This is a genomic window from Sphaerospermopsis sp. LEGE 08334 (genome assembly GCF_015207205.1).
Taxonomy (GTDB): domain Bacteria; phylum Cyanobacteriota; class Cyanobacteriia; order Cyanobacteriales; family Nostocaceae; genus Sphaerospermopsis.
Window position 1 is genome coordinate 1 of the sequence record NZ_JADEXH010000017.1, and the last position, 24,162, is coordinate 24,162.

17 protein-coding genes and 1 pseudogene are annotated in these 24,162 nt (G+C 37.0%); 1 reads left to right on the top strand and 17 read right to left on the bottom strand.

The annotated features are described in order from the left end of the window. The 15 genes and pseudogenes from IQ237_RS11270 to IQ237_RS11340 form a co-directional block, all read right to left on the bottom strand. Positions 1–3,817: choice-of-anchor I family protein (locus tag IQ237_RS11270; RefSeq protein ID WP_194055134.1), on the bottom strand; the 3,817-nt coding region annotated here is incomplete at its 3' end. Positions 3,818–4,063: 246 nt separating this feature from the next. Then, complete coding sequence (locus tag IQ237_RS11275; protein WP_194055136.1) at positions 4,064–6,772, bottom strand: 5'-nucleotidase C-terminal domain-containing protein; 2,709 nt, start codon at positions 6,770–6,772, stop codon at positions 4,064–4,066. A 159-nt stretch (positions 6,773–6,931) separates the two neighbouring features. Further along, positions 6,932–9,835 (bottom strand): esterase-like activity of phytase family protein, encoded by a 2,904-nt coding sequence (locus tag IQ237_RS11280; protein ID WP_194055138.1) that lies wholly within the window; start codon positions 9,833–9,835, stop codon positions 6,932–6,934. Between the two features lie 350 nt (positions 9,836–10,185). Next, positions 10,186–10,659: pseudogene (locus IQ237_RS11285) on the bottom strand (type II toxin-antitoxin system YhaV family toxin). After that, on the bottom strand, positions 10,656–10,958 hold the full coding sequence (locus IQ237_RS11290; RefSeq protein ID WP_194055140.1) for a type II toxin-antitoxin system PrlF family antitoxin: 303 nt from the start codon (positions 10,956–10,958) through the stop codon (positions 10,656–10,658). The pseudogene IQ237_RS11285 and the gene IQ237_RS11290 overlap by 4 nt, the downstream one beginning before the upstream one ends. Before the next feature lie 252 nt (positions 10,959–11,210). Then, positions 11,211–11,882: an MAE_28990/MAE_18760 family HEPN-like nuclease gene (locus IQ237_RS11295; RefSeq protein WP_194055142.1), complete on the bottom strand. Its 672-nt coding sequence runs from the start codon at positions 11,880–11,882 to the stop codon at positions 11,211–11,213. Between the two features lie 10 nt (positions 11,883–11,892). Then, entirely contained in the window at positions 11,893–12,975 is a 1,083-nt protein-coding gene (locus tag IQ237_RS11300) for a DUF262 domain-containing protein (RefSeq protein ID WP_194055144.1), read from the bottom strand. Positions 12,976–13,194: 219 nt separating this feature from the next. Then, positions 13,195–13,596 (bottom strand): HNH endonuclease, encoded by a 402-nt coding sequence (locus IQ237_RS11305; RefSeq protein ID WP_194055146.1) that lies wholly within the window; start codon positions 13,594–13,596, stop codon positions 13,195–13,197. Continuing rightward, positions 13,593–13,955: a hypothetical protein gene (locus IQ237_RS11310; RefSeq protein WP_194055147.1), complete on the bottom strand. Its 363-nt coding sequence runs from the start codon at positions 13,953–13,955 to the stop codon at positions 13,593–13,595. Before IQ237_RS11310 ends, IQ237_RS11305 begins: the two co-directional genes overlap by 4 nt. A 171-nt stretch (positions 13,956–14,126) precedes the next feature. After that, entirely contained in the window at positions 14,127–15,080 is a 954-nt protein-coding gene (locus IQ237_RS11315) for a hypothetical protein (RefSeq protein WP_194055149.1), read from the bottom strand. 20 nt (positions 15,081–15,100) lie between these two features. Then, complete coding sequence (locus IQ237_RS11320) at positions 15,101–16,306, bottom strand: AAA family ATPase (protein WP_194055151.1); 1,206 nt, start codon at positions 16,304–16,306, stop codon at positions 15,101–15,103. A gap of 398 nt (positions 16,307–16,704) precedes the next feature. Then, positions 16,705–17,145: a hypothetical protein gene (locus tag IQ237_RS11325; protein WP_194055153.1), complete on the bottom strand. Its 441-nt coding sequence runs from the start codon at positions 17,143–17,145 to the stop codon at positions 16,705–16,707. A gap of 186 nt (positions 17,146–17,331) precedes the next feature. Next, on the bottom strand, positions 17,332–19,911 hold the full coding sequence (leuS, locus tag IQ237_RS11330) for a leucine--tRNA ligase (RefSeq protein WP_194055155.1): 2,580 nt from the start codon (positions 19,909–19,911) through the stop codon (positions 17,332–17,334). A 317-nt stretch (positions 19,912–20,228) separates the two neighbouring features. Further along, positions 20,229–21,566 carry an ImmA/IrrE family metallo-endopeptidase gene (locus IQ237_RS11335; protein ID WP_194055157.1) on the bottom strand — a complete coding sequence of 446 codons (1,338 nt, stop codon included), beginning with the start codon at positions 21,564–21,566 and terminating at the stop codon, positions 20,229–20,231. Beyond that, on the bottom strand, positions 21,547–21,993 hold the full coding sequence (locus tag IQ237_RS11340) for a hypothetical protein (protein ID WP_194055159.1): 447 nt from the start codon (positions 21,991–21,993) through the stop codon (positions 21,547–21,549). Before IQ237_RS11340 ends, IQ237_RS11335 begins: the two co-directional genes overlap by 20 nt. Before the next feature lie 246 nt (positions 21,994–22,239). Between IQ237_RS11340 and IQ237_RS11345 the strand changes: the two genes are divergently transcribed. Further along, entirely contained in the window at positions 22,240–22,635 is a 396-nt protein-coding gene (locus IQ237_RS11345; RefSeq protein ID WP_309225753.1) for a gamma-glutamylcyclotransferase, read from the top strand. Between the two features lie 57 nt (positions 22,636–22,692). Here IQ237_RS11345 and IQ237_RS11350 read toward each other — a convergent pair whose 3' ends face one another. Together IQ237_RS11350 and IQ237_RS11355 are read right to left on the bottom strand one after the other, a co-directional pair. Then, on the bottom strand, positions 22,693–23,328 hold the full coding sequence (locus IQ237_RS11350; RefSeq protein WP_194055161.1) for an anti-sigma factor: 636 nt from the start codon (positions 23,326–23,328) through the stop codon (positions 22,693–22,695). A 161-nt stretch (positions 23,329–23,489) separates the two neighbouring features. Beyond that, on the bottom strand, positions 23,490–24,146 hold the full coding sequence (locus tag IQ237_RS11355; protein ID WP_194055163.1) for a sigma-70 family RNA polymerase sigma factor: 657 nt from the start codon (positions 24,144–24,146) through the stop codon (positions 23,490–23,492). Positions 24,147–24,162 lie beyond the last annotated feature (16 nt).

Consider the following 24,162-nt stretch of genomic DNA (forward strand, 5'->3'; position numbering starts at 1 on the left):
CATCATTAATAGTACCTTTGGCTGTACCATTGGTAGAACTAATAATTGATCCATTAGTGGCATTACTTAAACTGACTGTAAAAGTTTCATCACCTTCAAATAAGGTGTCTTGAGTTGTTTGAACTGTGAAAGTCTTGCTTGTTTCACCTTGTGCAAATGTTAGAGTTTCTGTTTTTGCAGTGAAGTCATTTGCACTTGCTGTGTCACCACCAGCTATGGATGTTGCTACGTTTACTGTTTGGTTAGTTTGAGCGTTACCTGTACGAGTAACTGTGAAAGTAATTTGATTACCTTCTATTGCGGAAGCATTAGTGATAGAGAAAACGGGAACGATAAAATTAAAGTCATCTGCTGTTAGAGTATCGGCTTGGACATTTCTTAAAATTCCTAATACTCTCTGAGAGCCATCAATTAGTGCTTTGATTTTAACGATGGTATCATTTCCATCTTGTTCTAGTTTGATATCATCAAAAACTTGAACTTGGGTAATACCAGCAATGATAACTTTATCATCTCCCTGGGTGAAGTCTAAGACTTCTGCTGGTACATCAGGGATAGAGCCATTACCAAAATAAAAGCGGTCTAATCCAGCACCGCCAGTCATTTGTGTACCTAGTTTACCAGCGTACAGAAAATCATTTCCTGCATCACCAAATAATTTGTCGCTTGCTAAATATCCAATCAGAATATCATCGCCTTCACCACCTTCTAAAATGTTATTACCTGTGGTACTTGATGTTTTGAGGAAATCATTACCCATCCCACCTTTGAGAGTATTTAAGCTACCTTCGATTACATATAGCTTATCATCTCCATCATCACCATTTAATCGGTTAAAATTTCCTTCAGAAACAAATAATTGATCATTGCCAGCACCACCATTTAATTTGTTATTATTCCCTTCGACAACAAACAAGAAATCATCATCTTCACCACCTTCTAGATAGTTATTTCCTGAACTTCCTTCAGCATATAAGCTATCATTCCCTAAACCACCAATTAAAGTGTCGTCATTGTCTGCAAAAAGTTCATCATTACCATCAGTAGCGTATTGTGGTACGAGGTTCTTTGATAATTCCAAAATCCCTAATTTTATAGGAATTGTTGTACCACCGACACTGAAATCATTATCATTCAGTAAAGCTAAAGTATTGCGATCAACTAACGCTAAACCCTCTAACTTTTCAACTCCTGTATAACCTACCTCAGCAGCATTAACAATCAGTTTTTTACTAACTACAGAAATGCCCGCCGCAGTTAATTCTGCCTCAGTTAATTGTTCAATTGTCGTCTTACCAGCAGGGAATGTAACTGTCAGATTATTAATATTTGTCGCCCCTGCTAAATCAATTTGATAGATGAGTTTGTTAGAATTTTCATTACTTAAATCATCTCTTTCGACCACAGCAAATTTACCACCACCCAAGGAAACAGCATCACCAATTTTATCAGTTTTGGCATTACCAGTTCCGGTAATATCATCAAGTAGATAGAGATATTCACCAGTTACCTGTTGAGTAGCTACATCAAATTCTAAAATTCTCAAATTACGGGAATTTCTAGAATTTGCATCATTAGTAACATCAGGATTATCAATTGCACTTTGAATAAAAGCATAAAGCTTATTACCTTCCAAAGCTACTGCTTCAAAACCTCTGTTATTGCGACGTTGAGCGTAAACTGCTGGTAATACTTCCGTGCCAAAAGTTCCTTCAGTTTGACTTACTGCTGCTGCTGTTCCTTGGGGAATAAAACGAGCAATTAACTTACCATTGACATCAAAATGATAAATTGCTGGACGGTATTCATCTACCATCCAAAAATCACCATTAGGTGCAACAACAATACCTTCTAAATCTGCACCAAAGGGATCATTTTGTAAAATTTGACCATCTAAATTAACACCAATTTCATCAGTGTAAGCAGTTCCACCCGCACCTGCTTGTAAATTTGGTAGTCCAGTTAATGGAGTAGTACCATCTTCTCTAAATAACCCAGTTCTCTTGGTAATTGTAATTTCACCAGTAGTTTTATTTAACTCAAAACTAACTATTTCTGGTTGAAAATCAGGTAACAAAAACGGTCTATTTTGTCCTGTAGGTTCACCATTAGGACCTCTGTCTGTATGGGTGACAAATTTGAGATTACCGTTTGCTGCAACTCCTTGGAAATACAACCCAGAAAAACCACCTAAAAAGATATTTTGACCTGCGGAAGTTGTTCCTAATAATGGCAGGTTTTGAAATTCATAATTAGTTAAAGTTGGTGGTGGCAGAATTTCATATAAAGTCACAGTATTACTCACTTCATGAGATACTGCCAACATTGGTTTATTACTGGGACTATCTTCAGCAGCAATAAATTTTAAACCTTCAGGACTGACATCTCCAGGAGTTCTAATATATTGCACAAACTGAGGTGCTGTTGGGTTACTGAGGTCATAAACCATCACCCCACCACCAGCACGTTCTAACCCAATAAACCCATAGGGTACACCATTAATTACACCCACAACTACACTTTCTGGTTCTGGACCTTTATTATCAGAACGAGTATCACGATCATTGGTAGAACCATTATTAGCATTAAAAAGTGTAGGAGTTTTTTGGGCTGTAATTTGCTCTAATTGATCACCACTATCAAAGACTAATTTACCTTGGCTATCCCATATAGAGAAAGAACGAGCGCCGAAAGTATAAAGCTGATCATAATCTCCGTCTCCGTCTGTATCTCCTAGTTTATTAGTAATAGTGAGACGACCTAAATTGGCATTATTTTTTAATTCTGCTGCATTAGGAAAGGCTGTTGGATCAAGTATGACACTACCACTACCAACCCTGACTTCTTCATTAAATATTGACCCTTCATTACCAAAGCTATTATTTGCTGTGGGACGGATGCGAGCATCTCCTTCATTAGCAGTAATATAATAGGTTGTACCATTAATTTGAAAGGAGCTAATACCGTCAGGTTGGTACATTCCAAAAATAGGCCAGTTTTGAATGTTAATTTTACCACCACCTGCGGAAGTTCCATTAACATCTCTATCACTAGCGTCTAGAGCATTTCCTGGTAAACTATGGTCTTTATAACCCAGAGGTACAACATCAGTAATAGTACCGCTTGCAATATCCAGAATTGCAATAGCGTTATTGTCTTGTAATGTGATAAAAGCCGTTTTACTATCAGGAGAAACTGCAATATATTCTGGTTCTAAATCTTGAGCTACTGTAGCGTTAAGTCCAAAAATTCTTACTCCTGCTGCTTTTAATGTTGCTTCTTGACTATTAAATGTAGTGAAAGTTGCAGTAGTGACTTTACTATTATCTAAACTGGCAATATTTCCCGAAACATCAATGATACTAATTGAACCTTCTGGGTCAATAGTATAATCTTCGCTGGGTTCTCCTTCGTTAGCAACCAGTAATTTACTACCATCGGGAGTGAAGGTGATCATGTCAGGTAAAGCACCTACTGTCACTTGGGAAATTTTCGTGAGAGTAAAGGCATCGTAAAAAGCAACTATACCCGGATCTGTGATATTATTCCCAGAGATAGCGACAGCAACAATGCTATTTGCTGTTCCTGTTCCTTTCCTAACTGCTACGCTTTGAATTCCTGCGCCTAAACTAGAAAGATCAATTTGATTAATTTGTGTAGGATGCTGTGGATCTGAAATATCAACTACTTGCAGAACAGGTTTACCTTCAGCTTCTCCAGTTACGAATAAGCGTTGAGTTTTGGTATCAAAATCAGAAATTTCTGCCCCACTTAAATTGACAGTACCAATATGGTTAAGTCGGATGTAATTTGTCATTTTTATTTCTAGAATTATTGCTTGAATGCGACTAAGTTGGTAGTGAGGACTAAAGTCCTATAGTAATTTTAGCACAAGGGTTAAAACCCTGACTACAAACAAAAAGCTATCCCAGTTAAGTTAAGAGATAACTAACAATAGTTTAAAAAATTAGATATTAATACAAGTTGATAGCAAATTTGAAACTTAAAATTTCCAAAGATAGGAGAGGTGAAATAAACCATGCTCTCCTATTTGCCGAAATTTTTACACAAATGCGAAGTGATCAGCAGTTAAATTTGCAGTATTAACACCATTGAGAACTGCAACGGTTGTTCCATTAATGATAATACTATTACCACTCAAGGTCAGATCATCAAAACCAAAATTAGCACCTTGACCAGCAATACCCAAAACATCAATACCCATTGCAAAGTCAAGGATGGTATTAGCAGTAGCAGGTAGATCACCGTTAACGATCCAGAATTGATCCGCACCTGCACCACCGGAAATGATATTGTTTCCACCTTCTTGAACAAAGAATTTATCATCACCGTCACCACCCAAAGCGCGACCATTAGCACCCAGGTAGAAGGTATCATTACCAGCACCACCGGAGAGACGATAACCTGTAGCTTCGGTAGCGTCTAATGTATCATCACCACTACCACCAAAAGAGCGATCGCTATTTCCTGCATAAATAATATCTGCACCGCTACCTGTGAAAACACGGTTATCACCAGCGCGACTACCAGCAAAGGGAACATCTACCTCATCGTTTCCTGCACCGGTGAAAACTATATCTCTGATAGCATCAAAGTCTATTCCACCGATTAATGTATCATTACCGGGAGTTGCAAAAACTAGCGTTTGAGCAGCATTGTTTAAAACCGTATCTTCTCGAAAATTGAGGTTTTGAATTCTGGTATCTTCCTCTGGGGAAGTTTCTATCATATTGAAAGCTATATTTCCACCAATGGGGAAATTTTGCGCGAAAAATTCCGCTAGGGTATCTTGTTCTGAACCATCCGCAGCAAAGGTAGCTACACCGGTTCTAGGTGCATCCGCAGCTTGAGTTAAATTAACACGATTTTCACCAAATACAGGGAAGGGATAATTATCTCCACCACTGGCCAGAAAATCTAAGGTTACTAAACGAATTTGCCGATTTGGGTCTCCTACTAATTGCCCATTTTCGACAATTACATCGAGAATTTGGTCATTTTCAGGATTGACGATTGCTAAACTACGAATGCGATCTCCATCGGTTTGGATACCAGTAACCATACCATTTGCGTCTCGTGTAAATGCGATCGCCTGTTGACTCGGATCAAAACTAAACTTAATCCCACCTACCTGGGGAAACTGACCAGGAGTAGCACCTTCAGCAGTTGCAGCTACACCATATTCTAAAATCTGCTCTAATTCTGCGGCAGTTACAGTTAATAAAGATAAACCATTATTGAACCGCAAACTATTTAAAATGTCTAATTGGGAAATTTCCCCAGCTTTCTTACCAGAAATAGGGTTTGCTTGGGGAGGAAGCAAAGTCCCAAATTGATCTACCTCACCAATAGCAGCACGAATACCACCACCATTTTTAATAGATACTTGCACAGTCGGATCAATAGTTTGAGCAAAGCTCAAGTTTGCATCCGCGGATAAATTACCCAAAGTAGTTTCTTGGGTTCTCACCTGTTCTCGACGACCTTCAATAAATACCTCAGTCCGACCAAAAACATTACCATCTTGTACTCCAACCAACCCTGCTACAGCATCAGTTAACTGTTTAACTAGATTACCTTTTGTACCTTCCGCAAAAGCAGTTTCTATACTACCCCACAAAGCAATTACATTTTCATCTGTGGTGGTAACTGGTCCATTAATACTTAAATCTAAATCACTAACTTCATCTATGGGATTACCATTAGCATCCACTAAAATACCATTAGTATTAAAATCTACTACTAATCTTCCCACATAGGAATATTCGCCATCGGTGCTAACAATGACTGCGGGATCTCCATCCGCATTGGTAGTCACAATAGGATAGGTATTTGCGGGTACATCTCCCAGACGTAAAATATCATCATCATTAGCCAAAATGGTATCAGAACCACCGGCAACAACTACATCTACACCACGTAACTTGGTAATTAATTCCTGTTCTAAAGCAATTTGTTGGAGATGGGAAACTACAATGATTTTATTAATACCTTGGTTTTGCAACTGATCGATCACAGGCTGCAAAATAGCAGCTAAAGCATCCATATCATTGGAGTTTATTCCCTTTACCGTTGTCCCAGTGGGGGAAGAAATACTTTCTAATAATTGGGTAGTAGCACCAACTACACCTATTTGTTCACCACCTCTTTCAATTATTGTCGCTGGGGCAATTTTGGGGGTGGTTGTTCCTGCTAAGGATGCAGTGGGATCTGTTTTAAATGCAGTATTGAGAAGAATATCAGGAGTAAATAAACCAGATAAATTACTATCTGCGGAAAAATCCAAGTTAGCGGATAGGTAAGGAAACTGAGTCCCTACCCATCTATCATCACCTAAACCCGCACCTCGAAATTCTGGTGAGATAATTGTTCTGATGACTTCTGAACCCAAATCAAATTCATGATTACCAAGGGCAGAAGCATCAAAGCCGATGATATTCATAATAGAAATATCAACTCTACCACTACCTTCTCGCAAACTACCATAGACATCACTGATGCTTGCATTAGGTAAACCAAAAAGTTGATTATAGACATCGTTGAATAAACCGTTGTTGCGGAAAGTTATGTCTCCTGCGGCACTAAAAAATGGTCCGGCTATGTAGTTATCTCCCGCAGATAGAGTAATGGAATGGTCAACTAAGTTTTCTAAGCTATCAACAATGGCCGCAAAGTTAGGTGCATCAGAAATCGCATTTACACCACCTTCTAAGTCTGAAGCATGGAGAATTTGCAGTCTAAAACTTGTCATAGTGTAACCTAAAACTCTTTAGACTAGAATTTAATAGAGATGTTAAGATAGAATAAAGAGTATATAAAATAGTAGTTAATTTTTTAAATTTTTGTAAAAGTTTCTATAGATCCCCGACTTCTTGGAAAAGTCGAGGATCTTATTTAATACCTGCTGGTTTTATACAAAAGCGAAGTTAGCAGCAGTTAAAGTTGCGGTGTTAACACCGTTCAAAATTGCCACAGTTGTTGCACCGATCGCAACACTATTACCACTCAAGGTCAGGTCATCAAAACCAAAACCAGCACCTTGACCAGCAATACCTAAAACATCAGTACCCATGCTAAAGTCAAGGATGGTATTTGCAGCAGTAGGTAGATCACCATTAACGATCCAAAATTGATCCGCACCTGCACCACCGGAAATGATATTGTTTCCACCTTCTTGAACGAAGAATTTATCATCACCGTCACCACCCAAAGCACGACCATTAGCACCTAGGTAGAAGGTATCATTACCAGCACCACCGGAGAGACGATAACCTGTAGCTTCGGTAGCGTCTAATGTATCATTTCCACTACCACCAAAAGAGCGATCGCCATTTCCTACAAAGACGGTATCAGCACCGCTACCTGTAGCAATGCGGTTATCACCTGCGCGACTACCAGCAAAGGGAACATCTACCTCATCGTTTCCTGCACCGGTGAAAACTATATCTCTGATAGCATCAAAGTCTATTCCACCTATTAAGATATCTGCATTCGCTGAACCTGTCACCAGGTCTTGTGGTGGTTCACCTAATTCTGAAGCTAAGTTAAGAGGTTGATCTAATTTGAGAACAATAACTTCATTGTTGTCAATATCTGGACCACGACCAACAGAAAAAGGATAGTTATTGTCATTTGTCACCACAATGGTATTTTCGTTAATAACTAACACACTTTCAATGGTAACAAATGGGAAAGTAAAGGTAGTTTTACCATCTCCGTTGAGGTCGTTAGGATCTTGGATATTTAACAGATCAACAATTTCTACCTTTTCTACAAAGCCGGTAGCATCTCTTTTAGATAAATCAACTTTGTAGATTTTCTTAAACTCAGCCGCTGCACCTTGACGACCATCTCTTTCAATCACCAAAAATTCATTCCTATTGATGGGAGTAAAATCACCGATCGCATGACCAGCAACTTCAGTCCGATAATAACCTAATAAACCTTTGTATTGTTTGGTAGCTACATCAAATTCATAGATCCGCAATGAATTAGCTGGATCACCCTGGACTGTTCCTTCTAATAAAGGATATAGGGTACTCCGATCAGGGCTATAAGCCATCCCTTCAAAGCCACGGGAAGTAGCAAGGTTGGGTAAATATTCATTTAATACCATTCTTCCAGTTGCAGGAAAATCGGTAAAGAAACCATCTACCCCTAATTCAATTAATTGTCTATATTCATCCTCTGGACTTTGAGGAGTACCATCAGCATTTAAAGTTAAAAACCGTTCTTCATTCCGCAAAGTGTAGGGGTGAACCTGCATTCCTGCTTCATGCGCCCATTGAATAAAAGGACGAACTTCGCCGGTGAGTTGAGTTCTAATTTCTGCTACACCATCACCATTTCCATCTACAGGAGTGGCGATACTTTGCCTTAATAAAAAGCTATTTTTCCAAGGTCCAACACCTTCAGCGTAAGCACTACCAATATACTCAAAAACTTCTCTGGTAGCTAAATCTTGGTAATTGGTGTCTTGTATACCATCACCAGTAATATCTTTACCAAAATTGGGAACGATATCAACTAAATTACCGTAAGTTGCACGGGCGGCTGCTTCATCAAATGCAGGATTACTGAAGTTATAAAGGATATCGTAGGGAACAGAGAAAGGTCCTCCACCAGAATCAGAATTACCTGCTTCTACATCTCCATAAAGTTGTACCAAAGGCAGATTTTCTAAACCCGCAGCAGGTAAAAGATTATTTTGTAAGTCAATGAGGTTGGCAAATTCAAAAGACTGGATAAAAATGCGACTGGGATCTGTAAAACCAGTTGCTTGTAAAGTGGCAATTAAAGGTTCTTCTAATGATAAATTTTGCTTATCAAAGAAGGTAGGATGTTTAGTTTCGGGATAGATGCCAATTTTTTTCCCAGTTTCCGCTTCTACTTGTTTAACTAATTCAATTACTTCTTGAAAAGTAGGAACTTCATAGAGTCCATTAAAACTTTGATCGCGGTAAGGACGGGGTTGAACCGCACGTAATTGTTTAATTTCTGCGAGGGTGAAATCTTCTGCAAAATACGCTGTTACCTCGACACCATCCAGCATTTTTGTAGATTTGCGCTCTAAACCAAAAACTTGAGCAACGTTGGTGGTATTATCAAGCATAGGCTCATGACGAGCAATGAGAACACCATCTTTAGTAATGACTAAATCGGGTTCAACAAAATCTGCACCTTGTTGAATTGCTAATGCGTAAGCTGCTAAAGTATGCTCTGGTAAGTCTCCACTTGCACCTCTATGGCCAAGAACTAAAGGTGCAGCACCTGTGAGAGAATTAAATGGTTTTTGTGGCGATCGCACTCCCGGAGTTTCTATAGGTGCTTCTAGTAATTTTCCAGTGGCATCAAAATGTAAGAGATAGGGTCCAAATTCATCACCGATCCAAAAACTACCATCTTTACCAACTACTATTGATTCTACATCTAAATCAGCACCAGTTAATAATCTTTCGTTAGTTCCTTCATTGACTATTCTAAAAGGAATTTTATTATCAGGATCAGATAGCTGAATGTAGCCTAAAACTTTAACAGAACCATCGCCATTTTCTATTCCTACAAAGCTTGGATCTACTTCATAAATTCGCAGTAAATAATCTGCACTATTCTGTTTACTACCGTAACCATTGTCTGACAGAAAATAGAAACTATTATCGTTTGCAAATTGTATACCGCTAAAACCTTGGACTGGTTGTCCTGGAAATAGACCAGTTCTACCATTTGCAGAAATTCCATTACCAGAATCAGGACCTTCTGCAAAGGTATCAGCAGGAAGAGAAGCAAACCCGATTAACTGAACATTCTGAACCATATCTTTATATCTCTCTTCTTGGTTGTTGTGATGCAGATCATCAATTTTTCTCTACTCATGGCAAACAAATACCTCTAATTTCATCACAAGGAGGTGATTGAAATGAGTAAGAGATCATTTTTTGATTGCTAGTCATTATTCCTTATAAATTTCATATAAAGATTAAGAAAAAAGTAAATTTATTCAAACAAAAGGTTAAAATTAATAGAAGTTAAGAAATCACTATAGTATGACTATCTTTTAATTATTGCTAGGTTATTAATTAGTTAAAATCAGTAATTTTCAGTATAATAAATGTGTTGGGTTACATTTCATTTAACTCAACCTACAAGAGTAATTTAAGCTATAAATTAACCATTATCAACATCTTCTGAAACAGATTCTAGATCATCGGAAGCCTTTAAAAGATCATCCCAACTATCTGGAGGATTACCACTTGCAAGCATTTTACTAAAAATGTTGTATGGATCTGTTTTTGCTCCCTCTTTCCTAAGCGTATTTTAATCATTTATCCAAGCATAAATAATGACTTTTTCTGTACTGCTATAGCGAAAGAATAAACGAAATCTTCTATTAAATTTAGCTCGAAACCAATGTTTTTTATCTGTTCCTAATGTTTTACCTTGCCTAAATTCTGGTGCGCTCGGATCTTCAGGTATTCTCCTAAAAATAAGCTCATTAATGTTGTTGAGAAACTTTGTAGCTGGATGTTGCTGATATCCTTCAGGATCTTTTTCTTTAAGTTCCTCAACCTGAATAATTAATTTTTTATATTTTTCACCAAAGGCAGGATGAATTTTTAATGTCCACCCATTAACATTCATACAAACATGAAATCCTCTGGTAATTCTTCATCCAGATTAGTTTCCATTCCTTCTGTAAGAATAGATGCACGACGATATATATCTTCTGTAAGTGGTTCAATATTGCTGGGATTTTTCTTGATATCTCTAGCAAGGAAATCTAAGAACGCCTTAACAAAAGAATGATTTTTTGTGATTGTAGGCACTATTTTTTTCATTTCTAGTGTTTCTCCCTTTTTCTGATGAATAATTATGTACTTACTGGAACGATTTACACCAGTGCGAGAAGAGTTTGCATTGTTGCGAAGCTTCACTTTCATGATTCTAACTCGTTTGTGTTGACGTAATAATATTTATACATATATTTTCAATGATACCATATTTTTTAAAGCCTGGGAATTAATTCCCTGTCTAATAGCAAAAGTCGGCTTCAGCCGACTATAATATTTTCATTTTTATGATAGGTTTGTGATTAATTCTGTAGGTTGGGTTGAAGCAAGGAAACCCAACATCAATTAATAATAATAAATGTGTTGGGTTGAGTTGCATTTCATTATAAATAAACCCAACAACTATTTAAGATATGACCTATTGATAAACCCAGTCTTAATTCTCTCAAACACTAAATCCATCAGTTTATCAACCAGTTTAATTGCTCTTTCTAAATCTTCTCTATTGACGACTATAGAACTTTGTTGTCCATGAGCAACTGCATTTCTAATTTTGATAAATTGACTCAGTTCGGCTTTAAATGAATATCCAGATCCAGGTTCTGAATATTCTGGAATTTTATCTAAATTAAAATCTGACAATATTCTATTTAATACTTGAAAACCTACATTGCTTTCTGTATTGATATTTGGATTAATTTCCAACGGATTAGTTTTATAAAATAACCCTAATTTATTAAAAAAAATTACTTTTTTGTTAAATTTATCTGCATCTAGATATTGTTTAAATTGGGGAAATGTAGATTCAATGTGATATATTATTATTGAATCACACACTTGATCAATAGTAAGTTCTAACTTATTTAACTCTCGAACATAGATTTGCAAAGAAGTTTGAATAAAACCTTCCCAAATAGCATAAACTATGGGGATGGAATAATAAAGAAATAATTCCTCATCTATATTTGAAAATCCATATCTAGCGCACAGCAATTTTAACCATGACATTAACTCTCTTCTTTCCTCAATGTCTGACATTATTTCTTGTTCTAAAAGAGTGATATTATTACTCATTACTTATTAATTATTTATTGATGTTGCCAAATATTCGCTTTGCTTCTGTCAGACGATTGATAATTCTATCTTTTTGATTATTTCCGCCTCTTCTAGAAAACTTGATTAAAATTGTATCTGTACGCACTTCCTTGTTTATTTTATTTAAGATCACATTTGAGGGTTGAGATTTGTAATAATCATAGTTTTCTGCAACACCAATAGTAATAACATCATAAAGAGCAGTGGCAAAATTGCCGTCATTCTGACGAAAAATCTTTCTTCCTAAAGGTTGGAGCAATGCAAAAACTTGAGTAAATATTTTTTTGTAACCTTCATAATCAAAATGTTGATTTTCTAACGCATCCTTCATGAACTTAGTCATGTGTTGTGAAATACTGGTGCGAACTTTTTTGAGATTTTTGTAAAGAGAAATAAATCTCAAAGCCAACTCTTCATCATATAATTGCTCATACTGCTCATTACTCAAATCAATTAATGTCCGAAAATCTTGATTAGCTGCAAGTTCTTTAAGAAAATCATTAAACTTAGGTGAAATATCCCTGTAAATACAATTTCTAATCTCCTGAGTAGTTAAAGGAGAACCACCAGTATTCAATCTATTAAAAAGTTCAAACCGCATATCATAATTACTATTGGTTCTAAGAATTTCTACTCTACAATTAGCTCTTTTTAAATTTAATCGAAATTTATTGGGTATAGTTTCATAAGTGAATCCTTCCAAAGATTCAACTTTTTCACCTGCTGTTAACATCCAATTGTTATTCTTCCTAATACCTTCATCTTCGCTTTTCAAAACTCCAAAAAAGGAAAGTACAGTAGAAATTCTTTGCAAACCATCCACTAATTCCCATACTCCTTCACTGTCTTCAGCTACAAATATGGGAGGAATAGGAATACCTAAAAGTATAGATTCAATAAACCGTGTTCTCTGTTCTATATCCCAACGAAAATATCTTTGAAATGCAGGTTTAATAACTATTTCCTTACGTTCATACATACCCATTATTTCACCGAAGGATACGTCAAGTCTATCGGTATGTAATAAATTTCTCTGTTCTTCGATTTGTATTGTTAGTTTTTCCGTATCCATATTATTTACCGTTAGCAATGGGTAATTGTTATTATCTGATTATATCAATTTGTAGGTTGGGTTGAGGAAACCCAACATCAAGCAATAATAATAAAATAATCCGCATGGGAATTAATTCTCAGTCTCATAATATAACTGCCTGGGAATTAATTCCCAGTCTAATAACAAAAGAATTCATTCTGAGGCGGGTTTGGTGATAATTGTAAGATGGAATAAAGTTCACGGAAATAATCCCAAACGAATCCATAATTGCCTTGCTATCACTTGTGATTGACTATTGAAATCTAAACAGTTGACAGTTACTCTTCCGATAGGTGTTATACCCATAATCAAACCCGGTTCAGAATTAACTTGAAAATGATTTTCCCATCTATCTTCTCTAGGATGAAAAAGACGTACTTCCGTATTAGATTCAGAATCTATTTCACTAAGACGAGAACCTTTACGCAGATTACAAGAACGACAAGCAAGGGCTAAATTACTTTCAACATTAGCACCTCCACGAGAAGTAGGAATAATATGTTCAACTTCAAAGGGAAAATTAAATACTAATTCTGGTGCATGACAATATTCACAGCGATGAAAGGCGCGATCTGCTACCAGATGATAAAATGGATTCATTGATTTAATTGTTGTACTAAAGATGCACTTCTAGCGGTAGCAGCGTTGAGTTCAAGATTTACAAGATTATCCAATTCAATTTGTAATTCTTTAGGAAATAAATTTCCTTGATCTCTTGCATTTCTCCACATAGTCATGAGTTCAGATAAACGCTGTTGTTGTGCGCTAGTAAAAAATTGATCAGGTTGAAAATTATCAATAATTAATAATGCCCGAAATTCAACTTCACCTAATTGTTGAGTTAACGCATCTAAAGCTTGACCGGCTGTTTTACCAATAGACTGTTTATCTCCAGCGATCGCACGGTAAGACTTTTCACCATTGGCATTTGATGTAGGTACAATAGCAACTGTAGTCATAATGCTGATTAAGGATATCTGTTATTTATCTATTATAGTCTGTAGGTTGGGTTGAGAAAACCCAACATCAAGCAATAATAATAAATCTGTTGGGTTGCATTTCATTTAACACAACCTAATTCCCAGTCTAATAGCAAAAGTCGCCTGAAGCCGAATATAATATTTTCATTTTTAATTTTCAATTAATTTATATAGAGTCTTAAAAAAATAAGGAATATGATTTTCAACATTTCCATCTTGTTTTGAATAAAATTTACCAATTTCTAAAGATAACTGTTCTCTAAATTTATGTTCTGAATATGGCCAATTCTCATCAGGTAAAATCTGTTTCCAATATTCCTTAGATTTCACCAACATTAATAAAGCATTGATTAATTTATTCTTATCATCTGAACTTTGATGATTACAATACTCTTGATTCCAGCAATATTGAAATTTATCTATTTCCACACCATCCAAATTAGCAAGATAACTAATTCTCTGAATGACTCTTGACCAATGATCTTGTAATTCTTTATCATTAGTCATATCATTAATCATATCTAGATAAATATTTTCTAAATTCACAGCATTTTCTTTATATAACGGATAACTAACATAATGATTATCAAAAACTTCCTGAATACCAGGGGATAAAAAATATGCCTCTTTATGAATTAAACCTGTAACCCAAATACGATGATGGTCTGTGTTAGATTCATTGATATTTCCTTGATGATAAAGACTATAAAAAATATCTTCTGTATTTTGAAAATTGTAATCTTCTTTAATTTCTTCTGATTGAATATCTAAATCTACAATAGCAAAAAGTTTATCAGGATTTAAAAATGATTGACTACTGTTAGCATTATGCAATTCTAGAATTTTAAAATATGTCTTTAAGACACTACTTCTACCTCCACAATTAAAAAATTGCGGTCTATATTCTTTCCACCATGTAGGTACACAAGCATGATAAAAATTAGCATCTGGCATTTGTTCCATTTGCTTGTATAATTGCGGTGAACGTCTCCCTTGTACTTCCGAAATCACACCTTCACAGAGAATCACTATTCTATTTCTGATTCTTGCAGATTTAATAATATTTAAACAATGTTCTTTTAGTTCGGTTTCACTTAAACTCATATTCTTTTTTATACGGCTTATTAAATAGTTTTTGATGGTAATTTTGGTTCTAATTCTTTAACATGAGCAGGTGTAACTGCTTGACAAATTTCATAAGAGTGGGTAGCTAAAATATATTGATTAGTCGCACCCCATTCTTCCAAATCTCTAACTATTTGATATTGCCAATCTGGATGAAATGATATTTCTAATTCATCCATAAGGACAATTGCATCTTTTATATTATTATATTTTAACCACATATAAATACATAATCTTTTTAATTCTCCATGACTTAAATCTTCTGGATAAAGTTCTGTATCATCACCATCAATTTTAAAATTAATTCCCGATAAATCAGGTTGGACATTAATTTTTTTATTAGTTAAAAGATTATTGAGTTCAGCTAATAGTTTTACATAATTATTACCATAATTTCCTCCTTGCTCTACAGCTTGTTTAAAATCTTCATCCCGTGCTTTTTTGAATGCTTCAATCAGGATATCTATGGCTAGAAAATCATAGGTAAAAAATCCAGGTAGTTTAGAATTAGCTGTTTTAATTATTTGGTAATAGTTGGTTTGATTGTTTTCCTGTTTTTTAAATAGAGATTTTCTATTATTTGGTTGTAAAAATAAGAATATTTGTGAAATATGAGCAGCTAGGAATATTTGGTTTGAGATGGTTATTAAAAACTCATTTCCTTCATTTATATCAATACCGTCAATTTTACATACTAGAGCTTCTTCTTTTAATTGGTTATTTATAGAGATGTTTTTGTGAGCGGAAATAAGCAATAATTTATTTCTTTTTAAGAAATCATTTAGTAAAGATTTTTGATTTGTGGATAGTTCTGTTTGATTACTATTAATAACAGATAATGTTTCATATTTAGCGGCATCAGCTTCATTATAAACTCTTATAAAATTCAATATATAACTTTCATTACAAACAAAGAAATCAAGTCTAATAGTTTTACTGCCATCCCAAATATCAATAATAGCTAAAGTCCTTTTTCCTGATTCATCATTAACCTGAAAACTATAAAGTAAATTTGGTATAAACCCTACTCTATCAGGATTACCAGCACAGTGCAACAAAACAAAAATCAACTGTAACAATGTACTTTTACCCCCTCCATTTTGACTACCAAGGGGAAAAATACGCGGAATAAATTCCTTCTCAAAAGTAATATCTACATTTTCTAAAGCTCGAAAGTCAGGTACTTGGACTCTTTGTATGTGCATAAGTAAAAAATATTGTGTTAACTGTAAAGTCCTATTATACTATCTTCCCAGTCTAAAATTACTTATCTTATTTTCTTCTTTCTTCCTTCGTGTCTTCGTGCTTCAATCACTCCATAGGTTGGGTTGACGTGAGGAAACCCAACATCAACCAATAATAATAAATGTGTTGGGTTGCATTTCATTTAACCCAGCCTACGAACTTTCATCCCCAATGTGGTTATTAAGCCCAAATCCATACATGATAAGCGTTTCAGGCTATTTGCAGTTAATGTGGTTTCAAAGCCGTTGTTTGCAGTTTCATTTAGTCTTATTTGCAAATAATGTGGTTTTGTGAATATTTTTATTTGCAAATAATGTGGTTTCAAAAATGCCTTGTTTGCAGTTCGCTACAAATATTGCTATTTTTGCCCTCTTGATGCCTTGTATTTAGCAAACCAGTCCATCAATTCTGCCCTGTGTTGGATGCAGATATTGTCAACAGCGGAAGTTGTTACACCAAGAGCATACGCTACTTCTTCTGCAAGTCTTTTGTCGTCACCTTGGTGGTTTTTGTAAATTGCAGAGAACACAAAATAAAAATGATCAACAACGGCATATTCCTGCAATAATACACAAGCGATATATCCATCACGTCGCCTTTCCCTCTTTGTTTTTCTTGCATAAGCTCCCGTGTTCAATATGGTACTTTCGCTCATAAAGAATGAAGCTAAGTCCATTTCGTAGCGGAGGAATTGCACTTCTGTTGGCATTGGTATCTCCGCTGGAAGTGCTAATCCTGGAATGCTAGAAAACACTGATAGCGCGATCGCCGGAGTAGCTGCTAAAATCTTGTTAAGCATAAAAAATATCCTGAAGTCTCTAACTCCAGGATACCCGTATTGCTAAATCAAATTAACAATTAATAATTTCTAGATATTGAGCCGAGGTACGTAGTCTGTAGGTTGGGTTGAGAAAACCCAACATCAACCAACAATAATAAATGTGTTGGGTTGCATTTCATTTAACCCAACCTACAAACTAAAAACCTAACCCAAAACGAAATTCACCAACTTACCAGGAACAACAATCACCTTCTTAACTTCCTTACCTTCAATATAACGCTTCGCCACCTCAGACTCCCGCGCATATTTTTCCAACTCAGCTTTATCTAACTGCGAAGGAACTTGAATAGCACCGCGAGTTTTACCCATAATTTGAATTACCAAAGTAATCTCATCAGCTATCAACGCCGCAGGATCAAAACTCGGCCAAACTTGAGTATGTACCGTCCCCTTATTCCCCAACAAATGCCATAATTCATCAGCAATATGGGGCGCGAAAGGCGCTAACATAATCACCAAAGTTTGAATCCCTTCCGCATAAATTGGCGAATTATTACACTTAGCATCAGTCAACGCATTACTTAACTTCATCAATTCCGAAATAGCAGTATTAAATTGATATTCTTCCTGCACATCTTCCGTAATTGCTTGAATCGCTAAATGAATCGCTCTCCGTACATCTTTTTCCTCTTTACTTAACTTCTCCAAATCAGCTTTTTGCTTACAAACTCCCGCCGCAGCGTAATCAGTAACCAACCGCCAAACCCGATTTAAAAATCTAAATTGCCCCTCAACATCAGCTTCATCCCATTCTAAATCTTTCTCTGGAGGTGCTTTAAATAAAATGAACATCCGCGCTGTATCAATGCCATATTTATTAATCACATCTTCCGGTGCTACACCATTTCCTTTAGATTTAGACATGGTAGCATAAACCTTTTCTAAAGGTTCTCCAGTTTGCGGATCAACAGGATTATTAACATCAACTAAATGAGAAGGAATCCATTTATCCTTACCGCTTTTTTTCGGGTTCATGTAAGTTAAACCCTGTACCATTCCCTGAGTTAATAACTTTTGAAATGGTTCATCAAAATTCAGTAAACCTCTATCTCTTAATACTTTGGTAAAGAAACGAGAATACAACAAATGTAAAATTGCGTGTTCAATTCCTCCCACATATTGATCTACCGGCATCCAATCATTTACCCTACCACCATCAAATATTTTCTCTGCATTTGTGGCATCAGTAAACCGCAAGAAATACCAAGAAGAATCAATAAAAGTATCCATCGTGTCGGTTTCTCTTTTTGCTGGAGTACCGCAACTGGGACAAGGAACATTTACCCAACTTTCTAATTGTCCTAAAGGTGAACCACCACGGCCACTTAATTCAATTTCTTCTGGCAATTGTACAGGTAAATCTTTTTCTGGTACTGGTACAATTCCACATTCAGGACAATGAATAACAGGAATAGGTGCGCCCCAATAACGTTGACGAGAAATTAACCAATCTCGCAAGCGATATTGTACCCTTTCTTTACCAAAACCATGCTTTTCTGCATAGTCAGTAATTGCCTTTTTCGCATCTACTGAATTTATGCCATTAAACTCACCGGAATTAACTAAAATTCCCGGTTCTGTATAAGCTGCTTTTAAATTTTCATCTGCGCCAATTTCGGGAACAATGACAACTTTAACCGCTAAATTCTGTTCCTTTGCAAATTTGAAATCTCGCACATCATGGGCAGGTACTCCCATCACCGCACCAGTACCATATTCATACAGTACATAATCTGCAATCCAAATGGGTACTTCTTCCCCGGTGAAGGGGTTGATAGCTTTCCCCCCGGTGGGTATACCCCGTTTTGGTTTGTCTTCTGCGGTTCTTTCTAATTCGCTTTGGTTAGTAACTTCCTTGATAAAAGCCTCTACGTCCGCTTTTTGGTCTGACGTGGTGACAACTTGAGTTAAAGGGTGTTCTGGGGCTAATACAACGTAACTCACGCCATAAACGGTGTCGGGACGGGTGGTATAAACGGCGATTTTTTCATCTAAGCCGACTATGGGAAATTCTAAATATGCACCAGTGGATTTACCTATCCAGTTAGCTTGCATTACTTTAACTCGTTCTGGCCAACCAGGTAATTTATCCAAATCATTTAATAATTCTTCGGCATAATCGGTAATCTTTAAAAACCATTGACGCAATAATTTACGTTCTACTATTGCTCCACTACGCCAAGAACGTCCTTCACTGTCTACCTGTTCGTTAGCTAGTACGGTTTGATCAATGGGGTCCCAATTTACAGCCGCTTCTTTTTGATAAGCTAAACCCGCTTCTAAAAATTGCAAAAATATCCACTGTGTCCATTTATAATAATCGGGAGAACAGGTAGCCAATTCTGCATCCCAATCTAAGGATAAACCCAGACGTTTTAATTGCTGTTTCATCTGGTCTATATTTTTATATGTCCATTGGGCAGGAGGTACACCCCGATCAATGGCGGCGTTTTCTGCGGGTAATCCAAAGGCATCCCAACCCATTGGATGTAATACTCTATACCCTCGCATTTGTTTAAAGCGGGCGATTACGTCTGTAATGGTGTAGTTACGGACGTGACCCATGTGCAAGCTACCGGATGGGTAGGGGAACATGGAAAGCGCGTAGAATTTAGGCTTGTTTTTGTCTTGAGGTGTTTTATCTAAGCCTAATTCTAACCATGTTTGTTGCCATTTTTCTTCAATTGCGGCTGGGGTGTATGATGCTTTTGGGGTGGACTCCACAACTAAAAACTCCTAATATTTTTCCTAGTTTCGCTATTGTGGCATAATATAGAGTTGTCCTGAAGTCATTCAGCCAATCGCTTTCTATCTTCCAAAAACTCATCAGCAGTACAAGTTCAAAAACTCAAACTGAAAAATTTTTATGCAAGACTCAGTGAGTAATTAGCAAAATTGACATAGCTGTCATACCCCAAACATGAGAAAACACCTACAAAAAAATTCTTATTTGATCAGCATTTGAGGCTTATTGATAGAAACTCAGTGTAGTAGCAATTGTTTGCTATATAATTGCTCAGATGTACTGGTTAAAAATAAACTTAATAGGGAACACTAAGTTCTAAATCATTGACTCGATGTGAGGGTAAAATTAAGCCGTTATTAGTAAGGATTGTTTCGATTGTTTGTTGACTCACCATAAAATATTCGGATGCTTCTTCTATCGCAGACTCTGAGTAGTCATTATTCAAATAAGCCTGCAAGCTATCGAGGGGACAAAGAAGCTCTGCTGCAAAAGCACGCTGATATTTTTGTCTTGATGTTCTGATGTCAGTGCTGGCAAGCCATGATTTCCCACCGTTGCCATAAAGCAAATAATCACCAATAAGCCTGGCAAATTCAAATCTTTTGGCAAGTGGATGGCTTTTTCTCGGATGATAGTGAAACCCATTGTTACCTAATGGGACTGCAACTGAAATAGGTTGTCGTTTCTTTTGAGGCTGCCAGTCGTCATATTCAGATTCCTTTATACCAAGCAAATCGGAAAGGATTTTGTTTGTTAGGGGTTGTTCCTCGTTGTCAATCTCCTTACGCACAAAAGATGCAACTTCCTTTGCTCGTTGCCAAGGCACTTTTGCTGTCTCTTGATTTACAGGCAAATTACTCCAATTAATTGGTTTTCCTTTGAGTCCAGTGGATTCTATCAGTTCTCTAATTGCCCTGAAAGGTTTACTTTCTGATGATTCTTTGCCGCAAGTGGGAGCTAGTTCAGAAAGCGTTTCATTTCCCATTTGTTCAGCCAAATCAAGAGCATCTTTGACGATATCATCGGGGCATTCATCGGGATCAAAGCCTAATTCAGCTTCACGACGACGGTACATTGTTGAATACGGGTCAGATCGTTCTTCCTGAACTTCTTCCCAAAGGTGAGCTAAGGACGTGGCATGAACTCCTGTTTCATGAAGATGGGATATAACAGACTCTATGAATGCTGTTGCTATGCTATCAAATTCAAGGAAGTTTTCTGAGATTGGGCGATCAAGACCATTTATGTATCTAACTGACTGTTTATCACTAGGATTCGATGGAGTAGCCCATATTTGCATAGATTCAGTATCAGAAGCGAATATGACCCTTGGCCAAATAAACCCTTGATTGGATGCAGTTAGTTCATGCGCCATTCTCCAATCAACTGAGGGTTTAATTCCTGGGGGTGGAAGAGGCTCGAAAAGTAATCTCCACCATGAGGAGGCCATCCACGATGCAAGCGGATAGGCAGAAACCAGAACGCTAGGGTAAATCTCTTGAGACCAAATACTCTTGTTTTCAGTTAAATTTACTTCTCCTGCTTGCAAACTAAACATACCCATAGTCTGATGAATTTCGGGCAAATCATTTCCTCTGGGCAACCAGTTAAAATTAAGACTGAGCTTTTTCACTCCGAATCCTCCATTGCTTAATGACCTCTTCACAGAAAGGATCTTCCTTTGGCATAGGATAACCATGATACGATCCTTGCTCAGACGACTCAAGCTGTGCTTCTAGTGGAGTCTCATCATCCATGATAGACCAAACATTTTTTGGACACTGACCTATAAAGCGATCGCTAACTAATCCATTTTTAATGCCTTTTCTCAGCACAGCTAGAGCTTCCTTTCTGGTGAAAACCTTAACGGAGTCACAAAGTGATTTAGCTGATCTAGGAGAACTAGGGGGCGTAAGATTGAAATCACCTGGATTCTTTTTATGTTCGGGATTTCCGCCATACTGCACTTTTGATGCCAGGTCTGAAAGGTGTTGAAAATCACATTCCTCCAAATTACACATTTTGCGTTTGGGGTTGAAATTTCCGCTACGTTTTTTCATGAAAATAAAGTGATGGCTCAACCGTAGAACATTTCAGTCATCCAGTAGTTATCTTGCAGTGCTTTTATTTTTAAACTCTCTCTAACTATGGATTATACAGAAATTTTCTAGATAATACCCCTAAAGAAACGATGATGAACTCTGAATCGCAATTTTTGGTACTAATAATACTAACTAACCGAAACCCAAAAACTAGGTATCTTGCTATAGGATAATTATAAAAATTACTGTACCTGAGAAATCACAGTGATTAACGTTTTTGTGTATGGTACTTTAAAACCTGGTGAATCAAATTATTACCTATGTGAAAATTATGTGATAGCAGCAAAACAAGCGATCGCATCAGGTAAACTATTTAATTTACCAATGGTTTATCCAGCAATGACTCTGGGAGATGGCAAAGTTTATGGCTATTTACTGTCTTTCCCAGACTCCCAGATTTTACCAGCATTGGATGATTTAGAAGATTACGAGTCTACCAGACCAATGTCAAAAAATCTTTACAATCGCCAATCTATCGAGATTTTTGATTTAGATGGCTTGTCTTTAGGTTGGGCTTGGGTGTACTTAATGACACTAGAAAGAGTTGATAAACTCAGTGGTATTCCTCAGATGGACGGCTGTTGGATCAGTTTCAGTTAAAGTCAAATCTTTTAAACTGTCACCTGTCACCTGTTACCTGTCACCTGTCACCTCTAATTAGTTAATATCTAATTCCGTGCCTTTTTCTAAAGTTTTTGACTGATTAACTGGCTTTTTCGGAGAAGCTACCGCCGTTTTGGGAATTTCAATCACTGGGTTATTCAAAGCTACCATTAACGGTGAGGTAGGAACTGCTGGCTGTGTTGTTACCGTTATTGGCTGTATTTTCTGTTGTGCCAGTTGCAACTTGGATGTATTACCAGGTATGAAACCAGATATTGAGCCAATGATACAAGCAGCTACAGCAGCCCCTCCAAACATCCAACCTAGTTGGTAACGGTAGCTCAAGCGTTTCCAGACTCGCTGGAATGTAGCTTCTGGAGGCTGTGCAGATGCTGGTATGGGCATGGTTCTTACACCTTGCCGCAGTTTTAACAGTCGTGCATACAGACACTTAACTGATTCATCTGTGGACAGCCATTGCTCTACTTGCTTACGTTCGGCAGCGGTAACTTCGCCATCTAGGTAAGCACTTAATAACTCAAAGCGGTCAGTTTCGTTGTGTTGTCGGCAATCATGTTTCTCCATATCCTTAGTACCCGTTGATTCATTGGTATATTTAGCCATTCCATTTGCTACATCACTAGGGAATTGGGAGGGGGAACGGTCATCAAACTGAGAATCAGTATTCATTTTAACGTTTTTACCAAGTCATACACGGGTAAACACAGCGGATAAATTTGAGAATTTAAGCAATTTTACTTCCAAATGGCAGAAAAAAATTGAGATTTCACCACAGTTCTTGATCTTTTAAAATTCTACCATTGAATTAAGGAAAGATGTTGTAAATTTACTTAACCATCTAGATAACTTTGCAACTGTGTTTGCAATCTGGATCTAGCCCTAGCTATTCTCGATTTTACAGTTCCTAGAGAAACGCCGGTAATTTCGGCAATTTCTTCATAGGGTAATCCTTCGATTTCTCTCAGGACAATTGTAGTACGGAACACCTCTGGTAAATCGGCGATCGCATCTCGCAGTTGTTCGTAAAATTCTCTAGTAGTGAGTTCTTCCTCTGGTCCTGGTGTATCACCAGCAATTTCCCAATCCATCTCGCCGTCGTCTACCGAGCGGGGAGCATCCAATGACAGGGGGCTAACAACCCGTTTGCGTTTACGCAACTCGTCATAAAACAAGTTAGTAGCAATACGGCTTAACCAACCCCGAAATTTAGCAGGGTCTTGTAAGCGGTTAATATTCCGATAGACTCGAATCCACACTTCCTGAGCCAAGTCGGCTCTGTCAGACCAATCAGGAGCCAGATGGTATAAAACCCTATCGACTTGAGTCTGATAGCGCCGCAACAGTTCTGCAAAGGCAGCTTTATCTGGGCGCAGTCCTGCTTGACAGCGTAAAATAATATCGTGGTTTGAGAGTTTGTCAACTTGCACCGATGCTTGTGAATAATTGGCATCAACAGTTGACCAGGATACAGTAATCGATTGACTCATAGATCGTACTGGCTGT